This window comes from Gordonia sputi NBRC 100414 (genome assembly GCF_000248055.1).
GTDB lineage: Bacteria > Actinomycetota > Actinomycetes > Mycobacteriales > Mycobacteriaceae > Gordonia > Gordonia sputi.
This window is the reverse complement of sequence record NZ_BAFC01000123.1, coordinates 23,358-43,994: the sequence shown is the minus strand read 5'-3', so window position 1 is coordinate 43,994 and position 20,637 is coordinate 23,358. Positions and strand designations below refer to the sequence as shown.

The 20,637-nt window shown below is 64.4% G+C and carries 19 protein-coding genes; 12 read left to right on the top strand and 7 right to left on the bottom strand.

Annotated features, from left to right (window positions below; translation table 11 throughout):
- Nucleotides 1-3: 3 nt before the first annotated feature.
- Nucleotides 4-1,368 carry a sugar transferase gene (locus GOSPT_RS20420; RefSeq protein ID WP_005208559.1) on the top strand — a complete coding sequence of 455 codons (1,365 nt, stop codon included), beginning with the start codon at nt 4-6 and terminating at the stop codon, nt 1,366-1,368.
- Here GOSPT_RS20420 and GOSPT_RS20415 read toward each other — a convergent pair.
- Nucleotides 1,362-1,916, bottom strand: coding sequence for an arsenate reductase/protein-tyrosine-phosphatase family protein (locus GOSPT_RS20415; RefSeq protein ID WP_005208557.1), 555 nt, complete (start codon nt 1,914-1,916; stop codon nt 1,362-1,364). The two genes, GOSPT_RS20420 and GOSPT_RS20415, sit on opposite strands and share 7 nt — an antisense overlap.
- Nucleotides 1,917-2,080: 164 nt before the next feature.
- On the opposite strand from GOSPT_RS20415, the gene GOSPT_RS20410 reads away from it, so the two are divergent.
- Entirely contained in the window at nt 2,081-2,449 is a 369-nt protein-coding gene (locus tag GOSPT_RS20410; protein WP_005208556.1) for a histone-like nucleoid-structuring protein Lsr2, read from the top strand.
- A gap of 241 nt (nt 2,450-2,690) precedes the next feature.
- On the opposite strand, the gene GOSPT_RS24415 is transcribed toward GOSPT_RS20410, so the two are convergent.
- Nucleotides 2,691-2,891, bottom strand: coding sequence for a hypothetical protein (locus GOSPT_RS24415; protein WP_005208554.1), 201 nt, complete (start codon nt 2,889-2,891; stop codon nt 2,691-2,693).
- A gap of 131 nt (nt 2,892-3,022) precedes the next feature.
- Here GOSPT_RS24415 and GOSPT_RS20405 point away from each other — a divergent pair, with 131 nt between their 5' ends.
- The 8 genes from GOSPT_RS20405 (at nt 3,023) to GOSPT_RS20370 (ending at nt 11,093) form a co-directional block, all read left to right on the top strand.
- Nucleotides 3,023-3,268 (top strand): hypothetical protein, encoded by a 246-nt coding sequence (locus GOSPT_RS20405; RefSeq protein WP_005208552.1) that lies wholly within the window; start codon nt 3,023-3,025, stop codon nt 3,266-3,268.
- A 531-nt stretch (nt 3,269-3,799) separates the two neighbouring features.
- Nucleotides 3,800-5,518 (top strand): DUF4012 domain-containing protein, encoded by a 1,719-nt coding sequence (locus GOSPT_RS20400; protein ID WP_231894904.1) that lies wholly within the window; start codon nt 3,800-3,802, stop codon nt 5,516-5,518.
- Between the two features lie 122 nt (nt 5,519-5,640).
- Nucleotides 5,641-6,297 (top strand): response regulator, encoded by a 657-nt coding sequence (locus GOSPT_RS20395; RefSeq protein ID WP_005208546.1) that lies wholly within the window; start codon nt 5,641-5,643, stop codon nt 6,295-6,297.
- Nucleotides 6,264-7,469, top strand: coding sequence for an ATP-binding protein (locus GOSPT_RS20390; RefSeq protein ID WP_005208544.1), 1,206 nt, complete (start codon nt 6,264-6,266; stop codon nt 7,467-7,469). Before GOSPT_RS20395 ends, GOSPT_RS20390 begins: the two co-directional genes overlap by 34 nt.
- Nucleotides 7,451-8,482, top strand: a complete 1,032-nt coding sequence (locus tag GOSPT_RS20385) for a DUF8320 family protein (protein WP_005208543.1) — start codon at nt 7,451-7,453, stop codon at nt 8,480-8,482. The genes GOSPT_RS20390 and GOSPT_RS20385 overlap by 19 nt, the downstream gene beginning before the upstream one ends.
- A 110-nt stretch (nt 8,483-8,592) precedes the next feature.
- Nucleotides 8,593-8,982 (top strand): DUF5313 domain-containing protein, encoded by a 390-nt coding sequence (locus GOSPT_RS20380; protein WP_005208542.1) that lies wholly within the window; start codon nt 8,593-8,595, stop codon nt 8,980-8,982.
- Nucleotides 8,983-9,262: 280 nt separating this feature from the next.
- Complete coding sequence (locus GOSPT_RS22920; RefSeq protein ID WP_005208541.1) at nt 9,263-10,555, top strand: hypothetical protein; 1,293 nt, start codon at nt 9,263-9,265, stop codon at nt 10,553-10,555.
- Between the two features lie 37 nt (nt 10,556-10,592).
- Entirely contained in the window at nt 10,593-11,093 is a 501-nt protein-coding gene (locus GOSPT_RS20370) for a hypothetical protein (RefSeq protein WP_005208540.1), read from the top strand.
- 7 nt (nt 11,094-11,100) lie between these two features.
- Here the strand turns inward: GOSPT_RS20370 and GOSPT_RS22915 are convergent, their stop codons facing one another.
- Nucleotides 11,101-11,604, bottom strand: coding sequence for an excalibur calcium-binding domain-containing protein (locus tag GOSPT_RS22915; protein WP_245548755.1), 504 nt, complete (start codon nt 11,602-11,604; stop codon nt 11,101-11,103).
- A gap of 215 nt (nt 11,605-11,819) precedes the next feature.
- A complete protein-coding gene (locus tag GOSPT_RS20360; protein WP_005208537.1) occupies nt 11,820-13,202 on the bottom strand; it encodes a DUF1731 domain-containing protein in 1,383 nt (460 codons plus the stop codon).
- An 87-nt stretch (nt 13,203-13,289) separates the two neighbouring features.
- On the opposite strand from GOSPT_RS20360, the gene GOSPT_RS20355 reads away from it, so the two are divergent.
- Together GOSPT_RS20355 and GOSPT_RS20350 are read left to right on the top strand one after the other, a co-directional pair.
- Nucleotides 13,290-15,524 carry an MFS transporter gene (locus GOSPT_RS20355; protein WP_005208536.1) on the top strand — a complete coding sequence of 745 codons (2,235 nt, stop codon included), beginning with the start codon at nt 13,290-13,292 and terminating at the stop codon, nt 15,522-15,524.
- Nucleotides 15,521-16,507: a glycoside hydrolase family 26 protein gene (locus GOSPT_RS20350; RefSeq protein ID WP_005208534.1), complete on the top strand. Its 987-nt coding sequence runs from the start codon at nt 15,521-15,523 to the stop codon at nt 16,505-16,507. Before GOSPT_RS20355 ends, GOSPT_RS20350 begins: the two co-directional genes overlap by 4 nt.
- Here the strand turns inward: GOSPT_RS20350 and GOSPT_RS20345 are convergent.
- Genes GOSPT_RS20345 through GOSPT_RS20335 form a run of 3 tightly spaced genes read right to left on the bottom strand, consistent with a single transcriptional unit; the run spans nt 16,504 to nt 20,590 of the window.
- Nucleotides 16,504-18,705 (bottom strand): acyltransferase family protein, encoded by a 2,202-nt coding sequence (locus tag GOSPT_RS20345; protein WP_005208531.1) that lies wholly within the window; start codon nt 18,703-18,705, stop codon nt 16,504-16,506. The genes GOSPT_RS20350 and GOSPT_RS20345 overlap by 4 nt on opposite strands.
- Nucleotides 18,693-18,890 (bottom strand): hypothetical protein, encoded by a 198-nt coding sequence (locus GOSPT_RS23720; protein ID WP_005208529.1) that lies wholly within the window; start codon nt 18,888-18,890, stop codon nt 18,693-18,695. Before GOSPT_RS23720 ends, GOSPT_RS20345 begins: the two co-directional genes overlap by 13 nt.
- Complete coding sequence (locus tag GOSPT_RS20335; RefSeq protein WP_005208526.1) at nt 18,887-20,590, bottom strand: glycosyltransferase family 2 protein; 1,704 nt, start codon at nt 20,588-20,590, stop codon at nt 18,887-18,889. Before GOSPT_RS20335 ends, GOSPT_RS23720 begins: the two co-directional genes overlap by 4 nt.
- Nucleotides 20,591-20,637 lie beyond the last annotated feature (47 nt).

Here is a 20,637-nt window from a genome sequence, read left to right as displayed (position 1 = left end):
CGCGTGCTCCGAACTGCCGAGATCGTCAGCGTTTTCGGCGGTATCGCATTCGCTGTCGCGATAAGCAACGACGTCCCTGTCGCCAAGTCGGTGGCCGAGCGCGTGGTGTTCGGCATCGGGATGGCGGTGTGCTGGGTACTTCTCCTGGCTCGCGAGGATTCGACCAACCAACGGATACTCGGGCGCGGCATCGAAGAGTTCGTTCGCGTCTTCGTCGCGACCGGCAAGCTTCTGGCGATCGTGGCCGTCGTGGTGCTGGTTCTCGGAGTTCCGATACCTCGTCAGACGTTGGGTATCGCATTCATCTGCGGCTTCGTCGGTTGCATGTCCGCGCATCTGGTCAGCACGGTGTATATCGGTTCACGCAGGCGACGCCACGGTGCCGCCTCGACCCGCGTGCTGATCGTTGGAACGCCGGAATCGGCAGTACAGATGCGCGACACGATGACAAAGAACCCAGCGTTGGGATACGTACCGGTCGGCATCGTCGATCCGCCCGTCTCGACGATCCAGGACCCCACCATGATCGAGGACCCCGGATACATCGTCGGGGCCGCCCGGAATGCTGCCGCAGAGTACATCGTCATCGCGTCGTCGACTCCTCTCGAGACGGAATGGCTGCGTGCCTTGCGTTTCGGCCTGTCAGAAGCAGGCGTCGGTCTGCTGATAGCGCCGTCGCTGGTCGGTCTGGCCCGCCCCAAGGTCACCCTGGAGTCCATCGGAGACGTCCCTCTCATCCACGTCGACGAGCCCGGCTACAGCAGCCGCTCCGGATGGGGCAAGGCATTGTTCGATCGCGCTGTCGCAACGGCGGGACTGCTTGTGCTTTCGCCGCTACTGCTGGCCGTCGCGATCGCGATCAAGGTTTCTGATCGCGGTCCGGTCTTCTACCGTCCGGAGCGAATCGGCCGCGAAGGCGCGACTTTCCGGATGTGGAAGTTCCGCTCGATGTACCAGGACGCCGACAAGCGGCTCGCCGACTTGCGGGCCAACGGCGCGATACCCGACGACCAGTTCTTCAAGATGCAAAAGGACCCGCGCATCACTGCCGTCGGACGAATCATCCGCCGGACGAGCATTGATGAGTTCCCGCAGCTACTCAACGTGATCTTCGGCGAGATGAGCCTTGTCGGACCGCGGCCACTCGTCCACGGCGAGGGACACACCTTCCCGGGATTCGTCGAACGACGCCAACTCGTGAAGCCGGGTATGACCGGATTGTGGCAGGTGTCCGGCCGATCGGACACCACCGATGAGCAGCGTGTCGAGTTGGATGTGTATTACGTGGAGAATTGGTCGATCGAGCAGGACGTGCGAATCCTCTTACGCACGATTGTCACGGTTGCCCGAGGCGACGGAGCCTACTGATCCTGCGTGTGGATCGCCCACTCGACCACTGCCGCAACGTGCGGTTCGACCTCCCGGTAGACGCGCTCGAAATCCGTCTTCGGCCGCCCCATCGGGTCGAGGATGTCGAGGTGCGCGGAGTTGGTGTCGATACGGCCGCGCGACGCCATGATCGTCTCGATACTCGGCGCGGAGTCGGCTTCTCGCTGTGCGTCTCCGTTGAGGATCGAGACCAATTCGACGAATTCGATCAGTGTGAACATCCGCTTCCATCGCACGGGTAGCATTCGCTGGCCTGCTGCGCGATGTTCACGCGTCATGCAGAGTACGAGGTCGGCGGGCTGCAATATCCTGGGGTGTAGATAGCGAGATTCGAAATCCGCTGTGTCGACACCATTCTCGTTGAGGACCTCGGCCGCGAAGGGATGCATCGGCTGACCGTTGAGTGCTCCGACACCGGCGCTCGACGCACCGAGGTTGACGCCTCGCGTTGCCGCGATATCCCGACAGATGCGCTCACCGATCGGCGATCGGCAGATGTTGCCGGTACATACGAATAGCGCGTCCATACACTCAAACCTATCGCGGGTGCGAATTGGGGCTGTCACCAGCGAGTCCCGGCCCCGAATATCCGATATTCACGTTACTCAATCGCGTGCCATAAATCCGCGCGCCGAGCCTGCATTCCGTGTCCGTCCCCCGTACAGCGGACCCCATCAGTTAACCTCAACGCATGGCAACCATCCGCTCAGTCGCATTTGTTGATGATCTGGACGGTCGGGAGATCGATCTCGACGACGTCCATACCGTGTTGTGGTCTTGGCTCGGCGTCGAGTATCAGCTCGATATTTCGAGTGCGAATCTCGACAAGGTCGAGAACGGCCGTGTCACCGTCGCCAAACTCCTCGAGGCTTCTACGAGAATCGGCGGCCGCAAGCAGTCCACGGCGCCTCGCGTGACCACAAAGAAGTCGTCCGGCGTGACGAAGTCGGCGGCGTCGACGAGTGATATTCGGGAGTGGGCAATCGAAGAAGGGTACGAGGTCGGTCCCCGTGGCCGTCTGCCCAAGGAGATCGTCGAGGCGTACGAAGCCGCTCACTGACGCGCTTTGGCTCGGGGATCGGCTCAGATCCCCGAGCACGAACTACCGAGATCCAACCGCCGACCGACGTCGGCCCCGCGCAGCTTCCAGCGCGAATCCCCTTGTCGCGCACCAAGAACAAAGCGCCCTTCGACAACCGGGCTCCAATGGAAGATCGCGACATGCCTGTGCGGTACGACATCGAAGGTGAACCGCAGTAGTTTTCCGTTCGCCAGCCGCGTCGGTTGGCGCACAGAGAATGTCACAGGATCGTCGTTGGCCGCGCGCGCGCTGAGCGTGTAAGTGCAGCCGCGCCGTACTTTCCGGTGCCGCCCGGTTGCGCGATGGTCAAGGCGCTCACCGCAGCATGCGCGTCTGCGGGGGTCGCACTGATGGCCGTGCAGACGGTTATGGCCGCAGCCACCGCTGCCCGGCGAACCCATGACCGTGCCTTGCGCGTCATCCACATCTCCCCGTGCGTATCGACTATGCGACGCGCTCAAGACTATCGATCACTTGAGACATTTACGTGATTCACAGTGTTTACCGACGTCGAATCGGCTCGTCGGATCAGGAGAAGGCACAATTTAGCGGGTGCGCGCCCCCGACTTCTTCCACGCCCTTGTCCTTCTCAATCTGCTCTTCGCGACCGGGCTATGGGCGCTTCTCCGGCCATCGCGCCGCGCATCGTTGGCGCTGGCCTGCGTCGCCGTTGCCTGGGTGATCTGGAACGGCCCGATCGAGGGCGCCACCCTGATCGCCTTCTCCTCGCGGCACGGCGTCACCGAATCCGACCTCCTATCGCTGATCGCGCTCTGCATAGCCGGCTACTCATCATGAACGCTCGCATCGTCGACGGCGTGATGGTGCGGTCCGGCGAGGTGGTCGCCGTAGGCGATACGGCCGACGGGCCGATGCAGTACCGAGCGCTCTGCCGTCGGCATCATATGGCGGGGATGGTAGCTTCCGGCGCCTGAAACCGCGCAGAATCTCCCCGACTGGGAACGGTTGTTGGACAGCAGTATTGATCGCGCAGTGTCGACCGCCGAGAATTGGTACCCGATTGTGCGTGGCGGGCACTCTGGGATTGTCCTGGCTCTGCGGGCACCCTTGGCGAATATCTGCCGTGGCAGCTGATGCCCTATCCTGCTGGAAGGGGAATTCGACTCGACGTGGGGATCCGATAACGGGTGCCTTCGAGTCGTGGGCGTATTACAGGGGGCGGAATTGGCTGTGCCAAATGTCGACGACCAGTCAACGGTAACGGAGTATTCCGACCACAGCGCTTTCGGCCCAGCCGACGGACGAGATCCATCGGACACCCCGACGCGATCCCGTCGGCGTCGCAGGCTCTACCTGGTTGGCGGTCTAATGGCGTTCGCGTTCGTGATCTGTGCGTATCTCGCGTATCTCGTGTTCGATGTCAAGAGCAACGTCGAGGATGCACGCAGCCACGGAACCAGCGCGAAGGCGGCGATTCTGGACGGAGATGCGGCGCTCGCGCAATCTGAAGCACGGTCGGCGGCGGTGGCGGCCGACGCGGCGCGTGACTCGTCGAACGATCCGGTATGGAAAGCATTTGCCGCGATCCCAGGGCTCGGCTCACCGTTTACAAGCGTGAAGCAGATGACTTCGTCCGTCTCGGATCTGGCGTCGCAAGTATTGGTCCCCAGTGCAGCACTCGCCGAGACGATCAGTCCATCGAAACTCCGTGGGCCCGACAACACACTCGCCCTGCAGCCCCTCGAGGTTGCGCAGCCGAAGCTCGCGGAGATCGCGACCAACGCAGAACGTATCAACCAAGGGGCACAGCAGATTTCGGACTCATGGCCCAGTCAGGTGTCGGACGCACGCAAGCAATTGACGAGTCAGATCGCCGAGACCGCCAGGTTCCTTCGCGGCACCGAGACCGCCGCACTGATCGCGCCGTCGATGCTTGGGTTCGATGGTCCCCGCCACTACTTCGTTGCGATGCAGACGCCGTCCCAGGCCCGCGCAACCGGCGGCCTGGTCGGCGGCTTCGCCGTCATGTCCGCGGAGAAGGGCCACGTCACCACACCACAGCTCGGACAGAACTTGGACATGAGCGAACCAACCACCCCGCAGCTAGACCTCGGCCCCGATTACAACCGTCTCTACGCGTGGACAAGGTCGTACTTGGACGTTCGAAATTCCAACTACAGCCCCAACTTTCCCGACGCGGCTCGCATCTGGATCGCCAACTGGAGGGGCCAGACAGGACAACAACTCGACGGCGCCCTGGCGCTCGACCCGATCGCGCTGAGCTACGTCCTGAAGGTCACCGGTCCAGTCACGCTCGCTGACGGCGAGAAGATCACGGCCGACAACGTCGTACCAATCACGCTCTCGACGTCGTATCTGCGTTTTGCCGATGACAACGACGCACGCAAGCACTATCTGCAGGAAATATCGAAAGCCGTCATCGGTCAGATCAGCACCGAATCGGGCAACACCGGCGCACTGCTCGAGGCACTCGGACGCGGCGTGCACGAACGTCGAATTATGGTCTACAGCGACCACAAGAACGAGCAGCAGGTCCTCGAGGCCACGGCCTTGGGACATCAGATATCCAACACATCAGCGCCATATATGAATGTCACGATGACGAACATCTCGGCGAACAAGACCGACTACTACCTGAAGCGCGAGATCGCGTACGCCTCCGGTGTGTGCTCGGGCGCCACGCGTGAATCGACAGCCACCGTCCGACTGACCAACACACTTCACGACACGACGTTGCCTGACTACGTGATCGGTACGCGAATGAAGCGCCAAACACGCTTTCCGCAGGGAACCAACTACACAAGTGCGCAGTTCACACTCACTCGGGGCGCAACCGTGCAGCACGTGATCATCGACGGCAAGGAGACGCCCTTCACAGTGGGCACGCTCCTTGGGCATCCTGTTGTATTCGCCCAGGTACCGATCCCACCGGGCATGAGCGCCGAGGTCAAAGTGGTGTTCAGCGAGCCGACGTCGGCGCACGGCGAGGCGCTCGTTCCCGTGCAACCCCTGGTGGACAATCCCGTGCCCCGAGTCGACGTCCCCGTGTGCGGACCGCGGAGCTGACGGGTCCTGAGCCGGGCGTCGCCGCTCGAATGTAGTCCGAACGGACCAAATCGGGGTGAGATACACCGTTCGCGGTACTCATCACTCTCAACGTTGTCGGTCGGATCGGCAAAGATGTCCCCATGACACCCTCGCCTGTCCGCGCGCGCATCGGTGTCGTCGACGACCACGAGCAAATCGTGCGTGGCCTGCGGGCCACATTTGCCGAGCACGACGGCGTCGAGCTGGTCGCCGGCGCCGACACCGTCGCCGGGCTGCTCGCTGTCACCACCGAACTCGACTTGGTTCTCCTCGACCTCCGGCTCGACGACGGCACCACGCCGCTGACCAACATCGCCGCGCTCACCGACGCCGGAATTCCCGTTCTCGTCTACACCTCCGGCGACGAGCTCTACCTCGTTCGCCAGGCCGCAAGCGCTGGGGTGCTGGGAGTGATCCGAAAGAACGCACGCGAAGCCGAACTCCTCGACGGCATCGCGCAGGCACTCGACGGCAACACCGTCGCGAATATCGACTGGGCAGCGGCCATCGACTCCGATGAGGAATTCGTCGACCTTCCCCCGCAGCTACGTCGAGTTCTGGAGCTGTATGCGGCGGGCGAATCGAATGCACGCGTCTCGGCCGAGCTCCATCTCTCCGCTGAGACCGTCGCCGACTACGTCAGCCGGATCCGCCTGCGTTATCAAGCCGTCGGCCGACCCTCGCCCACCAAGACCGACCTGTACAAGCGAGCGATAGAGGACGGATGGCTACCGATTCCGCGACGTCTCCGGCGGTAAGCGACACGTCGCGGGATGCCCTGGCGGGACGTCGAATCCTTCGACAGTTCACCCTCTTCGCAGCCGCAGGCTACCTTCTCTACGGCGTTCAGCTGGCGGTTCCGGTCGCCGCGGCGTCAGCGATCACTGCACCGTGGTACACGCCGGTCGCGGTGCTGTTGACCTTCGGCACCGGACTGTCGATGGGTCCGCTCACGTGGCACGCGGGTTACCGTCGACTGCAGACCATCACTGGCATCAGCGCCATTGGCTACCTGATTGCACTGGCCCTCTGGTGGATCGCGTGGGACGGCGGACAGATCCACACTGTGCAGGGGCTGTGGCTGTCGATGTTTCCGGGCCTCGCTGCCATCTGTGCTGCCCTCGCGTTTCGACCAGCCTGGGCGTTCGTGGTACTCGGAGTCGCGGTCACCGGGTCAGTCATTGCCGACCGGTTAGCCCGACACGCAGAGGTGATCGGACCGATCGTGGCCCAGATATGCTGGGCCAACGCCTTTTCCATGGTTTTCGTGGTTGCCTCAATCATGGGCCGACGCACGGCCAGAATCCTCGACGACTCGCGAGCCGAAGCCTATTCGACCACCGCGGATGCTGCCGCAGCACAAGCCCGTTCAGCGGAACGGGCACGCTTCGACGCACTCACGCACGACAGCGTCATGTCGACACTTCTACTGGCTGCGCGACGCGGAACGTCGTCTGAGCTGGTTCAGGATGCACGAAATGCGTTGACTGCCATCGACCGCGCGGGATCCGATGACATCGACGACGAGGTTGGCGCCTCGCAAACCCTGAGCCGTATCCGCGCAGCAGTGGCTCTTGTTGCGCCGCAACAAAGGGTGTCCGCCTCCGTATTGGACGACACGGCACGCTATCCCGCTGCGGTGGTGACGGCGATCGCCGCGGCCGCCGCCGAGGCTGTCCGTAACTCCCAACGACATGCCGGTCCCGACGCACACACACGAGTCGATGCAACCTCCACCCCGGCCCGTCTCAGCGTCTACATCTCCGACACTGGAACAGGATTCGACCCCAATTCGGTACCCGCCTCACGCCTCGGCATCTCGGTGAGCATCGAAGGCAGAATGTCCAAGATCGACGGTGGCTCGGCGACAATCGAATCGCAACACGGGCGCGGAACAACAGTGAGGCTCTCGTGGACACGCACGAACTGACCGATGCGCGGCATCTCCTCGGCATGCGGGAACGTGGTGTGTGGTTGGTCGTTGGCACGTTCGTCAGCGCGTGCTGGTTGGTTGCACTCACGTCGGGCGACACAGTGACCTCGCTGTGGGGCCCAATTGCAGCAGCCGCTATCTATTCTGCCGCGACGATCGGTCTCGTTGCAGCCGAGGGCGATCCGCTCCCGGTGACACCGACAGTGCTCTTTGCTGCAACGGGCCCCGTGTGCAGTTGGCTTGTCCTGTCGGTGTCGTCGGCGTCTGCAATAACCTCTGTCGCGGTTGCGATGAGCCACGGAACGTCAGCGGCGATATACGCATTCATGGTGGTGCGCGGACGACGAGTCGCGCCATGGCTTGGGTTTTTCGCAACCGTTGTCGTATTCGCCGTCTGGGGCGCCATGAGCGGCGCGGGGCCCATCCTCGCCGTGGTGCAGGTGACCGCCGACGCTGCCCCGCTGCTGATGGCAATGCTGTTCTCGTTCACACTGAACCCCACTGCGCGAGAGGTGTTTTCGCTACGGCAGCAGACGACGGTGCGTGTGGCTCAGCTCGCGGCGTCGCGCGCGGCTGCCGACGAACGCACACGCCAGGTCAGACAACTCGCCTCGCTCGCCCGACCCCTCCTCGAACTGATCGCGTCGGGAGCAGAACTCACGCCGGCGCAACGACTCGACTGCGAGGTCCTCGAAGCCCACCTGCGCGACCGCCTGCGTGCACCGCTGATGAGCGAACTCGACCTCGACACTCCCGCGTACGACGCTCGCCTCCGCGGCGTCGACGTGGTGCTCATCGACGACTCGTCCGAGGAGATCGCCCAGGACGTCCGCGAACGCATCAGCAGGCTGGCAACCGAGGTGCTCCGTGCCGCCGAGGACGGTGAGGTTTTCGTCCGTATTTCACCAGCCAACCGCACAAGCGTCGCTTCGGTGCTGCATCGGCCGGTCACCGGCTCCAGCACCCGCATGGAGGTCGACGCCGAGGGCGGGGTGCGGGCGGCCGGCTGAGGTCAGGTCGGGCGCCTCACGCATGCCGCGGAGCACCTGGCCGACGCCCGGAACGGGCGCTCGCGTAGAATTCAGTAGCACGCGATTGAATTTCGAGAAGGGCGCAAACCATGGCAGAGACGTCGGCTCGACCAAGGGGCTGGCAGTACGTCCGCTATTGCTACGGCGCGGTGTTGCCCGACTCGATGCGCGACTGGGTCGCCAACGACCTGGCAGGCAAGGGCGCCGCGCGACGCATGGTGGTTCGCTGGGCGATCCCCTGCATCATCCTGATGCTCCCGATGCTCTTTGTGCCCGCCGACTGGGGCGTGCGGTTCATCATGTTCTCGCCCATCCCGATCGCGTACGTCTTCTTCTCGATCGCACTCAACGTCATCTACCGCAGGCATCGGCTCTCACAGCACGGCCTGAATCCTGATCTGGTCAAGCGCAACGAGCGCGTCCGCAACGCCGATCTGTACGACGAATACCACCGCAAGTACCGCGGCAGCGCGCGGTAGCGAGCGACCACTGCCAAACGCCCTAACGTGGGCGAGCGGAAGCCCTTGAGCGCGTCCCCTGCCGCGCCACGTGCGTGCAGTCGACACAGTGCGCATATCCGCCGCGTCCGATCTCGCGCGTCGACAACAGTCGGCGCCGTCACCCTCGGTGACAAGTAGGCCGAAATGTCACTCGATCAGACCAATTATCCACTTATTCACGTGTTTTCAGCACAGCGGCCGAGTTCGCACTCGTAGACTCAAATCTCTTCGTCGACATCGAGGAGCCGATCGGCCATGTATGCCTGACAACCCGACCCCGCACTCGTCGCCGGGCCACCAACTCGACTGGATGGACTGGAGTCCAGGAAACGCGTCCGAGGCCACCGCACCTCAGGCACCCGAGGCAGCCACCCGCGTCCATCTCGACAGTTCCGCCGCGGCTCCCCCCACGATCTCCCTGAAGAAGGGGTCGACGTCTGCTGCAGCACCGACGCTTCCCCCTGGCACACCGGCCCCGACGAACTCGGGCCGGGAAGCCACTCAAGCATCGCAGGTCGCGTCGGACGCCCGGCTCTACATTCCACCTGCCGCGCCGGCCGCCCCGTACCAATCGCCGTATCAGCCTGCTGGCCGACCGCCATCGAAGTCCTCATGGTGGTTGATCGGCGTCGGACTCGTCGTGGTGTTCGCACTCATTGTCGGAGGGGCGGTGTGGGCTGCCACCAAGGGGCCACTCAAGGCGAACAACTCGTCGACAAGATCTGCCTCGGGCGCACAGAACCTCCCCGACACATTGACCAGGTGCGCGCAGCCGTTGACCACCTCGTCGCCGCAGGCGTCGCTCACGAGCTCCGGTTTGGCCGTGACGTTCACGGCGTCTAGTCCCTGCTCCGGGGGTGATGTGCTGTCGGGATCGCAGGCCGCCGTTGCGGTTTTATCCTCGGCGGGTCCGGTCGCGAACGGCACCTTCGATTTCTCCAGCTCACCGATCGGTGTTCCGCCACAACCTGACTCACGGCAGATCACGCTCACCTATCCCACGGGCAGCTTCTACCAACTGCCCGACGCGAGCAGCGGTTCGAACCTCACGATCCAGATCACCGACTCCGGCGCCACAGGCACCTCGGCACTTTCGTCCTCGCAGGCGACCGGTCCGGCGTCAGCCACGGCGTCGCAGGCAGGTCAGCCGACCGGCGTCAACGTGGATAGTGTTGCTGCACAATCACTTCGCGCACAGGTCGACGCCGACCGCGCGAGGATCCTGTCGAGCAGCAACAACCAATGGGTTGCTCAGCTCAGTTCCAAGCAACCCGGGCTCGTCGCCGACGGCAAGACGTGGACCAACAAAGACATCCTCGACGAGTTCGCCGCCAACTACCAACGCTTCTCGGGCGCACGCCTGCTGTGGAGTGACGACTGGTCGGTGTTCAGCTCATCCGGTTGGTGGGTCACCATCACCGCTCAGACGTTCCCGAGTCCCCAGGCGGCCGTCGCCTGGTGTCAGCAACAGAACTTCGACCGCGACCACTGCCTGGGAAAGCTGATCAGCAACACTGCGCCGCCCGAAGGCTCCACCGCCTACATCCGATGATCGACCCGCCGAGAGTCCACACGAAAGGTCTTGTCCCGTGACTGCCATCGCGGCTCAGCCGCCACTACTCGAGGGCGAAGTCGTCGAGTATCACGCCCAGTTCAGCCCTCGCCTGCTCCTCAAGCACATCAAGACGACGGTGACGCTCACCAATCGCCGCGTTATCGTGCACGAGCCGCACGTCATCTTCGGCTTCATCGAGCACGGACACTTCCTCGGTGAGATCCCGCTACGTCACGTCTCCCAGATCTCGACCGGCAACACCACGTCGTCGCGACGCATCATGTGGGGCACCATCGCGGTACTGGTCGGCCTCTTTTTTCTCATGAGTAGCGGGGCGCTCGGCCTGACCGGCGTCTCCGTGTTGGTCGGGCTGCTCTTCATCGTCGTCGGCGTGGTCTTCTTCGCGACCGCGCACTCCAACGGGATCGTGTTCCGCAGCACCGGCGGCAGCAACCTCGTCGCCCACGGCTCGAAATCCGAACTGCCACAGATCGAACAGGCCGGGCAGATCGCCGGGAACCTGATCTTCAGCTGAAGCGCAGCTACTCGCACGCAACTCCGTCGCCGTCACGATCGAGCTTCGACGAGTAGCCCGGCTGTCCCGAGTACAGCGGCGCAGCACCAGCGGCACGTGCGGCCGCGCAGCTGGCGTAATAGGCGCTTCCGCCACCCGAATCCGAGGTGGTGGTCGGTGCCACAGCAGTCTGCGTACGCGTCCCGACGAACCCGCGCGGAGTGTTGTCCGCGTCGTCGGCCGCCTGTGTCGTGGTGGTCCCCGTGGTCCCGGTTGACGCTGTCGGCGTAGCCGTCACCGTGGTGGTGCGCCAGACTGTCTCGTTCGACGCCGCGCTGGTTTCGGTCAGCGTCGTCGTAGAGGTCACCGTCGGCGCCGCCTGTGGGCTGTCGCTCCCACCGATGGCCGTCCCGACTCCGCAGCTGGCGATCATCAGGAAGAACGCCCCGACACCACCGGCGATGATCGCTTTTCGACTGATCTTCGACGACGAGCCCGAGGGCGCAGGCCCATAGGGATACTGTCCGGTCACGGGCACCACCTTGTGTTCAGGAGCGAGGTACTGAGAAGCGAGGTATTCAGAAACGAGCCCTCAGTGTGCACGTTATGCCCGCTTCCGACGGTGCGCGGGGGTCAGGTTCACCCGATCAGCCGACAGCCACACCGCGCAGAAAAGTACGCGCCACAGGGCCTCGGTATGTACCGGTACATGCCGACAGCCCCAGACGCGTAGAAATCTGCGCGCCGCTACACGCTCCGCCCGAGCAGATCCGCCAGCGCGGCGTCGAGCTCGGGGAACCTGAACTCGAACCCCGCCTCGGCGAGCACCTCCGACCGCGCGCGACGCCCGGTGAGTCCGAGCGCCGGATCAGTACGGAGAAAGACCGCACCCACCTTGAGTATCGGCGCAGGCGTGGGCGGTGCGGGCGGGCGGTGCAGTGCGCGTCGCAGCGCCGCCATCAACTCGACGTTGCGGACCGGATTCGGCGACGCCCCCACAACCACACCGTCGGGCAACTCGACGTCGGGATCGAGACCCAGCGCCGCGCGAGCGATGGCCAACCAGTCGTCGACGTGAATCCAGCTGAACCACTGCTTGCCCGACCCGACGCGTCCGCCGAGCCCCGCTCGGGTGATGTCGACGAGCCGCTTCATCGCCGCCGAACGGCCGTCGAGGACGATCGAGGTCCGCAGGACGGTCAGGTGTTCGGTGTTCGCACCGGCCACAGCCTCCTCCCACGGTTGGGCGACGCCGGTCATCTGCGGCAACCCGACCGGTAGCGGAGTCGACTCGACACACCACTGCTCGCCCGCATCGCTCCAGATCGCGGTGGTGCTGGCCTGCAGCCATCGTGCAACCGGAGCATGCAGCGTCTTCGACGCCTCCACCAACGCACGCGTGGCGTCGACGCGGCTGTCACGCAGCGCCGCGACGTTGCGCGCAGTGGGCGGACAGTCGACGAGCTTGCCCGCGAGATTGACCACGGCAACCGTGCCGTCGACGGCCAGGGCATCAGCCCACGCACCCACACTCCGGCCGTCCCAGACGAGTTGGTCGAATGGCGACACGGGGTCGACGCTGCGCGTCAGGATCACAGGCCGGTGACCGCGGCAGGTGAGGTCTGCAGCGAGGTGTTGTCCGAGCGCACCGCTGCCGCCCGCGATGACGACGGTCAGCGCGTCGTCGACCTTCGGGGGCCCGGCAAGGCGCGCAAGGCGCGCGAAGTCGGTGCGCTGGGTCAGCTGTGGCACCCCCGACAGGATGAACCTGCTCACCGCCCCCACGGCAGCGGTGGTCGTCACGGTCTCGGTCACCACCGTCCCACCGTCGACAGGGACTAGTGTGAACTCGATGCGCGTGTCCGCAACCGGCTCCGGCTGGGTCAACGCCAGCACTCTTCCGTCGGCCGCATCGATGGTGAATGGTGGCGCCAACCGTCGATGAAGCTCTCCCACAGAAGGATTGGCCTGCACGTAGTCACCACAAACGCCGATGCCGGGCGGCCCGTCGAGTCTCACTTCGCGATACCCGCTGTGCCACTCGGGTAGTCGCGCCGGGTCTCCGATGACCGACCAGAGCGCCTCGGCGTCGAGCGCGATGAACTGCGAATGCGACCTCGTTGTGGACATACTTCGACGCTAAGCCCTCCGGAACCGGAAAGATCCTGTGTCGCTACTCACCCCGAGCGATGCGTGCGCGTGTAAGAATTCTGATTCATGGGCGACGGAGCGCAGAAACCGCTCGTACTGCTGACACACGGGGTCAGCGGCACGCCGCCAGAACAGATCCTCGACAGCTCCCGTGTCGTCGAGGTTCCCGGCACCGACAAGGAGTCGATGAAGGACTCCGGTGCCAGCCCGTTTCGTGGCACGTTCACGACGTGCCCGCAGCAGCCGGCACATCTGAGGCAACAGCAACGCCGCATCGCCTACCGCTGGGGCGACATGACCTCAGGCCTTGCCGTACAAGCGATTTGGGCGCTATTCGCCCCGTTCGCCCTCGTCAACGTCGCAGCGTGGATGTACCCGAAGATCCCGCCACACAACGCAGCCGCCAGAGCGTCGGTATGCCTCGCCCGGATCGCAGTACGGCTTCTCGGGCTCGCGTTGACCGCGACCATGGTCGCGCAATTGGCGTTCCTCATCGACGGCGTCCTGTTCAGCCGGGTCACCGGTGATTTCTGGCACACGACCTGGGTATTGGTAAGTCTGGCAGCACTGTTCGGCGTCGGCGCAGTGGTCGCGTTCTACGGCAACAACGACACTGATGTCCTCTCCCCGACTGACACCCCGACCGGCGGCGTGCCGCTGATCTCACAAGACTCCTTCGTGCGTCCGTCTGACGGCAGAGCGACATTGTTGATCACCACGCACGCAGTGGCCGGAATCCTCACCGCGGCACTCGTCGTGGGTGCCGGCGCCCTGCCAAGTGTGTCTCGCACTCTCATAGTCGCTGTGCTGGTGATTGTCTCGGCTGCCACCGCCGTGTGTACCGATCCCCGCGCGACGTCGACGCCTCCCTGGTGGGCTCAGGTCTTCACAGGACGGTGGGCTGCGCTGTGGATCGCCGGTGCCGGCGCAGTCCTCGTCCTCACGGCCACGCTCCTCGATCCCGCGCGCCCGGATGACACAGTCATCGCGTGGTTCTTCGGCGCCGACGCACTCCTCGTGGCTGTGGCGATTGCAGCAACTTTCTGCTCTTTGGTGCTCCCACGCAACCGCTTTGAGCACACGCGCCGATTTTCACGGTGGTGGCGCGGCACCGGGCCGGCGGGCCCCTGGCTTCGCGGGCTACACGGGCCATTCGTGGCCGCGATCGGTGTCGTGTGGGGCGCGGGAATGGGAATGGGCCTCACCCGTGTCGTGGCGTTCGTCCTCGAGCACACCGGTGGCGAGCCCTCTGAGATCTACCTCCCCGACGTCTACACAGACACGGCGTGGATGTGGGGCGTCACCGTGGTCGTCTGTGGGCTGGGCGCGCTGGTGTTTCTCGTCGGAATCGTGGTCGCGAATGGCAGGGAACGATCGTTCCTGACTGTGCCACAACAACAATCGGTTGGACTTGATCCCCTTGGGCTCGCGCCGAGCACGAAGTTCGGAGTGAAGCTGAACTGGGCGGTCGCCACTGCGAAACTGACGATCCCGGCCTGCGTTCTGGTCGTCGCGGTGTGCGCCATGGCAGCGGGGCTCCTCGCACGAGGAGACCGACTCTCCTTTCATCTCGGGGTGGTCGACGGCAGTGGTCCGGTGCAGGGCATCGGGATCGTGGCGCTGGCACTCATCGACCTGCTACTCCTACGCGCGATGTACAACGCGGCGCGCAGCCCACGCAAGAGTGGGCGATCACTCGGAGTGCTGTGGGATCTCGCGTCGTTCTGGCCGCGTGAAGCGCACCCGTTGGTCCCTCCTGCCTACGCGCCGCGCGCCATCCGCGATCTCCAGCGCTTCCTCGCCAACGTCTGGGAGAAGGAGCCGTCCCGCACTGTGATCCTCGCGGCGCACAGCCAGGGGACGATGATCATGTACGCCCTCGCCCATCGGCTACCCGTGGAGCAGCAGCGTCGGATTTCACTGCTGACCTACGGTTCTCAGCTCGGGTGGGCCTACGGACGGGCGTTTCCCGCAGCACTGAGCCATCTGACGCACCTGCGCTTACGACGCGAACTCGGCGGACGCTGGATCAACCTGGTCAGATTCACCGACTACATCGGCGACGGCGTTGCCAGTCTCGCCCGAGGTCGGGTGCTGGAACCCTACATCGGTGAATCAGGCGTCTCCATACGGTTGATCGACGGCAGGTACGTCGTCGACCAGGACCACAACATGGCCGAGGTGTGGTTGCCCGATCCCTCGCCCGGCGACTATCCGCCCAACACAACTCACCAACATTCCGCGTACACGTCCGACTCGAGCTGGGATATGTGGATCGCACAGCTCACAATTGCCCAGTGACAGCGCACGCCATTCGACGACGCGACGCCCTGCGCCTGGCAACGCTCGGCGGAGCAGCCCTGCTTGCGGCATGCTCGCCCGCTCCGCGGCCTTCACCTGAGGCGACGCCCCCACGACACACCTGGGGCGCATTCATCCCCGAGGTCCTCCCCCGCGACGCCGCATCGTCGACACCCATCGCGCGGCTGACCGAACTCGCGGGCAGCGCACCGCACTATCTGCACCGATTCGTGTCGTTCGGCGACTCGATGCCCACCGCAGAACTCGACGCGATTGCGACGTCGGGGGCAGTGCCGCTGCTGACCCTGGAACCGTGGAACCCCACGGCCGGCACAGTGCAGCCGCTGTTTTCGTTGGCGCGCATCGCCGACGGGGTTTTCGACGGCGAACTGCGCAAGTGGGCCTCGAGCCTGACCTCGTGGGGCAAGCCTGTGCTGCTGCGCTTCGCGCAGGAGATGAACGGTACCTGGTATCCGTGGTCGATCGGCGTCAGCGGTAACACCGCCGACGACTACCGGGCAGCGTGGCTACGCATGCATTCGATCTTCGACGACGCGCACGCCGACAACGTCCGCTTCGTCTGGGCGCCCAACGTACGCACTGCTGGGACAACCGATTTCACGACGGCATTCCCCGGCCACGACCACGTCGACTACCTCGGTCTCGACGGATACAACTGGGGCGAGGGCGCCGGGCATCGATGGCAGTGGCCCGAGGAACTCTTCAGCACGAGCCTCACAACGTTGGCCCGCCTCGACTCCGACCGCCCGATCCTCGTCACCGAGGTCGCGAGCGCCGACGGCGCGGCACCCGACGACAAGGCAACGTGGATTCGACGCTTCTTCGGCATCGTCGAGGCCACCGACCGCCTCGACGGGGCGCTATGGTTCCAGACCGACAAAGAACGTGACTGGCGATTCAACTCGACGCCGCAGAGCCTCAACGCATTTCGCGAGTCCACTGCCAAACTACAGGGCACTTAGCGGGCGGTGTAGTCGAATCGCTGCGCGTCGAGTCTGCTGACGAGTGCAGGCTCGAGAACCGTTGCGGCCGTGTTCGTCAGGTGCGAGTCGTCGCGGTAGAACATGATCTTGTTGCGGGCTGGGAAACACGTATTGGCCTCGCACAGTAGGTCATTGACACCGATCGAGGTGATGTCGGAGTCTTGGCCGCGCGCCTGGGCGTCGAGTATGGGCTCGATGCGGGTGAAGCCGTCGAGCCCGAAATCGCAACGGTGCCAGTTGTCCAGCGCGCCGGACATGCAGTCGGCGATCTGGAACCCCGGATACGGAGTGTCCTCGATGTACACCAGGCGTGCGCCGGTCGCGCGGAGTCTGGCCAGCGTGCGGTTCCACGCTTCCTGCGACGACGCGTAATCGGGAACGTAGGTCGACAGCGACGAGACGACGATGATCTTCGGGCGGAGTTGGTCGATCGCGGCGAGGGACGACGTACGCCAGTCGAGACAGTCCTGCTTGTTGAACGGATCCTGTTGGCGCGGGCGCGGAGTCAGATCTTGGGCCGGGCACGCCGCCTTGGTGAACTGGTGTATCTGCCAGCCGTGCGCGTCACCGATACTGCGGATGGCCTCGGACCACTGTTCGGCGTGACTGTCACCGAAGAGCACCACCGGGATGCCACCCGCGCGTCCGAAGACGCACGATCGGGTCGGCGCCTGCTGGCCCACCGGAACAAGGCATTCGGTGGGAGATGGCCTGTCGTCGTATGCCTGGAAGGGGTTGGGTGTGACCGGTCCACTCATCGCCGAGCGCGCCTGTCCGAAGACCGCGTCATAGCTCAACGACGCATGCGCGACGGTGTCACGACTCGCGGCCTTCACCACAAGGACGCCCGAGGTCATCGCCACCGACAGCGCGACGACCAGGCCGGTGACTCCGACAGAGATCGACGCCGACGCGTTGCGGCGGAGTTCGGCGTTGGCGATGATCGGTTCCTCGAAGTACAGCGTCGACAACGTCGCTATCGCAAGCGAACCCACAGACACCGCCACCAGGATCTGCCAGGAGCGGATGCCGGTCTGCGCCTCGAAGATGACGAGCACGGGCCAGTGCCACAGGTACCACGAGTACGACACTCTGCCGAGGAACCTCAGCGGCGCGAGTGAGAGCAGGCTACCGACGAGCGGCAGACCCGTACCTGCGAGTTGGCCCGAGACGATGACGAGTGCTGCCGAGAGCGTCGGCAGGAGCGCAGCGGTGCCCGGATATGGTGTGCGCGAATCGATCAGCACACACGCCGCAGCGATGCCCGCGAGACCAGCCCAGCCGAGCACCACTGCCACGATGCGGACGGCGAGGTGGTCTCGACAAGCTCGACCAGCGGCGGGAGCAGCTCGACCAGCGGCGGGAGCAGCTCGACCAGCGGCGGGAGCAGCTCGACCAGCGGCGGGGTGGTCTCGACAAGCTCGACCAGCGGCGGGAGCCCGGGTGAGCCAGGGCGCCGCGACGGCGATGAGTGCACCGACGCCGAACTGCCAGATACGGGTCTGGGTCGCCATGTAGGCGTACGCGGGGTCGACCGCGGTTGTCTGGATACACCAGACAAGGGAGACCACCGTGATCACACCGACGACCACGCCAATGGAGATGCGCGCCGAAACACGTCTGCGCAGTGCGGTTCTCGTCACGACAACAGCTGCGGCAAAGATGACCAGTGGCCAGCCGAGATAGATCTGCTCCTCGATCGACAGCGACCAGAAATGCGTCGCGAGGCTGCCGTCGATCGCACCCGAGAGGTAGTCGGCGTTCTGCGCGATGAAGTGCCAATTGGCAACGTTCGCTGCCGCCGCGAGCAGATCGAGCGACTGCTTGAACACCTTCAGCAGCGGCATCGTGATGATGGCGGCCACCAGTGAAACGACGATCACCAACGAGGCCGCCGGAATGATGCGGCGGCAGCGTCGAGCATAGAACCCTTTGAACGACACCGTCTTTGTCTGCTCGAACTCGTTGACGAGCTGCCGAGTGATGAGGAATCCGGAGATGACGAAGAAGATGTCGACGCCCACGAATCCGCCGGGGATGAACGGGATACGCGAGTGGAACGCCACGACCACGAGCACCGCGATGCCGCGCAGACCCGCGATGTCGTCGAAGAACTGTCGCTTGGGGGCTGCGGGGGCGGCAGGCGCGAGGATGTCGGTCAGTCTCACGTCGACCACGGGAGCATGATGTCGAAGACGCCCATCGCGAGCACCCCGATGAAGACGATCGCAAGCGTGTAGCCGATCACCTCGAACACAGTGATGCGGTTCCAATTGGGTTCGGCGGGGCGTCGTTCCGTCACCTCTGGGCGCTCGGGCGAGCGGCACTCGGGAGCGTGCGGATCGAACTCGGGTTCAGTCATGCCGCGCGCTCCGTGACGTCGGGCGCCTCAGCAGTCGCAGTGGCAGCGCCGATCTCGTCGGAGAGCTTCGACGGTCCACGCTGATGCGAGATGAGTATCTTGATGAACTCGGACAACAGCGGCAGGGCCAGGTAGGTGTAGGCCCCCACGAATCCGACAAGCATGAAGAAGTCCCACAACCCATGCTCCAACACGTCACGCACGACGAGAACCCAGAAGAGTGCGAGTGATCCGCCAAGTGCGATCACTCCGAGCAGACTGATCGACCGCGCGAGTGAATTCGTCTTTCCGACAACACTTGTGGGTACCCAACTCTTCTCGCGGCCGGTGAGCTTGTGCCAGATGGCAACCGTATGCGCGAAGCTGTACGCCATCTGAATCCGGAGCACCTCGAATCGCCACCTGCTGCGCGACACCAACGGAAAGAGCACCACATACACCCACAGTCCCAGGAGGAACGGAACGAGTTGGGCCGGATGCACATCGGCGGGATAGAACGCGACCATCACGATCCCCGGAATGAAGAGCATGAAGACGTTCATAGCGGTCGTCAGGTAGTAGAACACACCCGCCAAGGCCGCGAGGCGCTGCCGTATCGTCGGGCGGACGGGAGCTGTGGCCAGCGCCGGATTCGGAAGGCGCGACAGCGATCCCATGCACCAGCGGTACTGCTGGTTGAGAAATCCGGCGAGGTCGGCCGGACACAACCCGCGCGAGAGCACCACCGGGACGTAGCTGACCCGGTAACCGGCCTGCTGCAGATGCCGTCCCGTATGCAGGTCCTCGCTGTGGTCGATCGGCGCGAACCCGCCAACGGCCTCGAGCGCCGACCGCCGGTACACCGCAGAGGTGCCGACACAGGTCGCGGCATCGAAGCCGTCGCGTGAGGGCAGCACCCAACGGTAGAAGAATTCCTGTGTCGCCCCCGCCGTCCGCTGAATCCAGTTCATCGATTCGGTGGTGGCGAAGGTCTGCGGATCCTGCACCACGCCCACTCGCGGATCGTCGAGGTAGGGCACGAGATGCCAGAGAAAGTCGGGGCGCGGACAGAAGTCGGCGTCGAAGATCACGATGAGATGCCCGGAACTGATCCCGAACGCGTGCCTGAGGTTTCCCGCCTTACGGAGCTCACCGCGGTTGGGCCGGACGATGTAGGTGAAACCGTATTCTTCGGCGAGGAATTCGACGCCTGGCCGCGCCGCGTCGTCGAGGACGTAGAACTTGATCCGGCTCCCCCACGACAGGTGCGAGACGTTCTCGTAGGTGTTGCGCAGGATGGCGAGGCTTTCGCCGCACGTGGGCAGAAAAACGTCGACACGCGGGTATCGGGCGTCGGCCGGCTCCCAGTTCGCAGCGAGTGTCTGATGCGAACGCCACTGCACGCGGCGTCGTGCCATGCCTGTACACGCCGCGAAGACCACACTCGCCGCGTTGAGCGCGAGGACGATCAGCGCGGGCCAGAGCAACGGATGCGCCGTTGCGAAGACGAATAGCGACGCACCCGCGAGGACGAACGCCGCAATCAGGAAGAGCTGGACCCATCTCATCTGCGGTCCGAGATAGGCGTAGACCTCGCCGTCGCGCGGAACGGTCACCACATTGGGGTCCCGCAACGGTATGGGCGGGGAGCCATGACGACGCCGCGTTGCTGTCGCGTCGTCACGCATGCCGATCTGCACTCCCACGCGGAACAGAATCATGGACGGGGCACCCCCGCGCAAGCAGACGGCACCGTGTTCGCGCGACC

Bases quoted from the DNA above. Each gene is read 5' to 3' on its own strand.
- GOSPT_RS23720 (WP_005208529.1), bottom strand. From the start codon at position 18,890: ATGACTGAACCCGAGTTCGATCCGCACGCTCCCGAGTGCCGCTCGCCC.
- GOSPT_RS24415 (WP_005208554.1), bottom strand. From the start codon at position 2,891: ATGACGCGCAAGGCACGGTCATGGGTTCGCCGGGCAGCGGTGGCTGCG.
- GOSPT_RS20355 (WP_005208536.1), top strand. From the start codon at position 13,290: ATGGGCGACGGAGCGCAGAAACCGCTCGTACTGCTGACACACGGGGTC.
- GOSPT_RS20415 (WP_005208557.1), bottom strand. From the start codon at position 1,916: ATGGACGCGCTATTCGTATGTACCGGCAACATCTGCCGATCGCCGATC.
- GOSPT_RS20335 (WP_005208526.1), bottom strand. From the start codon at position 20,590: ATGATTCTGTTCCGCGTGGGAGTGCAGATCGGCATGCGTGACGACGCG.
- GOSPT_RS20360 (WP_005208537.1), bottom strand. From the start codon at position 13,202: ATGTCCACAACGAGGTCGCATTCGCAGTTCATCGCGCTCGACGCCGAG.
- GOSPT_RS20400 (WP_231894904.1), top strand. From the start codon at position 3,800: ATGGCGTTCGCGTTCGTGATCTGTGCGTATCTCGCGTATCTCGTGTTC.
- GOSPT_RS20410 (WP_005208556.1), top strand. From the start codon at position 2,081: ATGGCAACCATCCGCTCAGTCGCATTTGTTGATGATCTGGACGGTCGG.
- GOSPT_RS20390 (WP_005208544.1), top strand. From the start codon at position 6,264: ATGGCTACCGATTCCGCGACGTCTCCGGCGGTAAGCGACACGTCGCGG.
- GOSPT_RS22920 (WP_005208541.1), top strand. From the start codon at position 9,263: ATGCCTGACAACCCGACCCCGCACTCGTCGCCGGGCCACCAACTCGAC.
- GOSPT_RS20380 (WP_005208542.1), top strand. From the start codon at position 8,593: ATGGCAGAGACGTCGGCTCGACCAAGGGGCTGGCAGTACGTCCGCTAT.
- GOSPT_RS20395 (WP_005208546.1), top strand. From the start codon at position 5,641: ATGACACCCTCGCCTGTCCGCGCGCGCATCGGTGTCGTCGACGACCAC.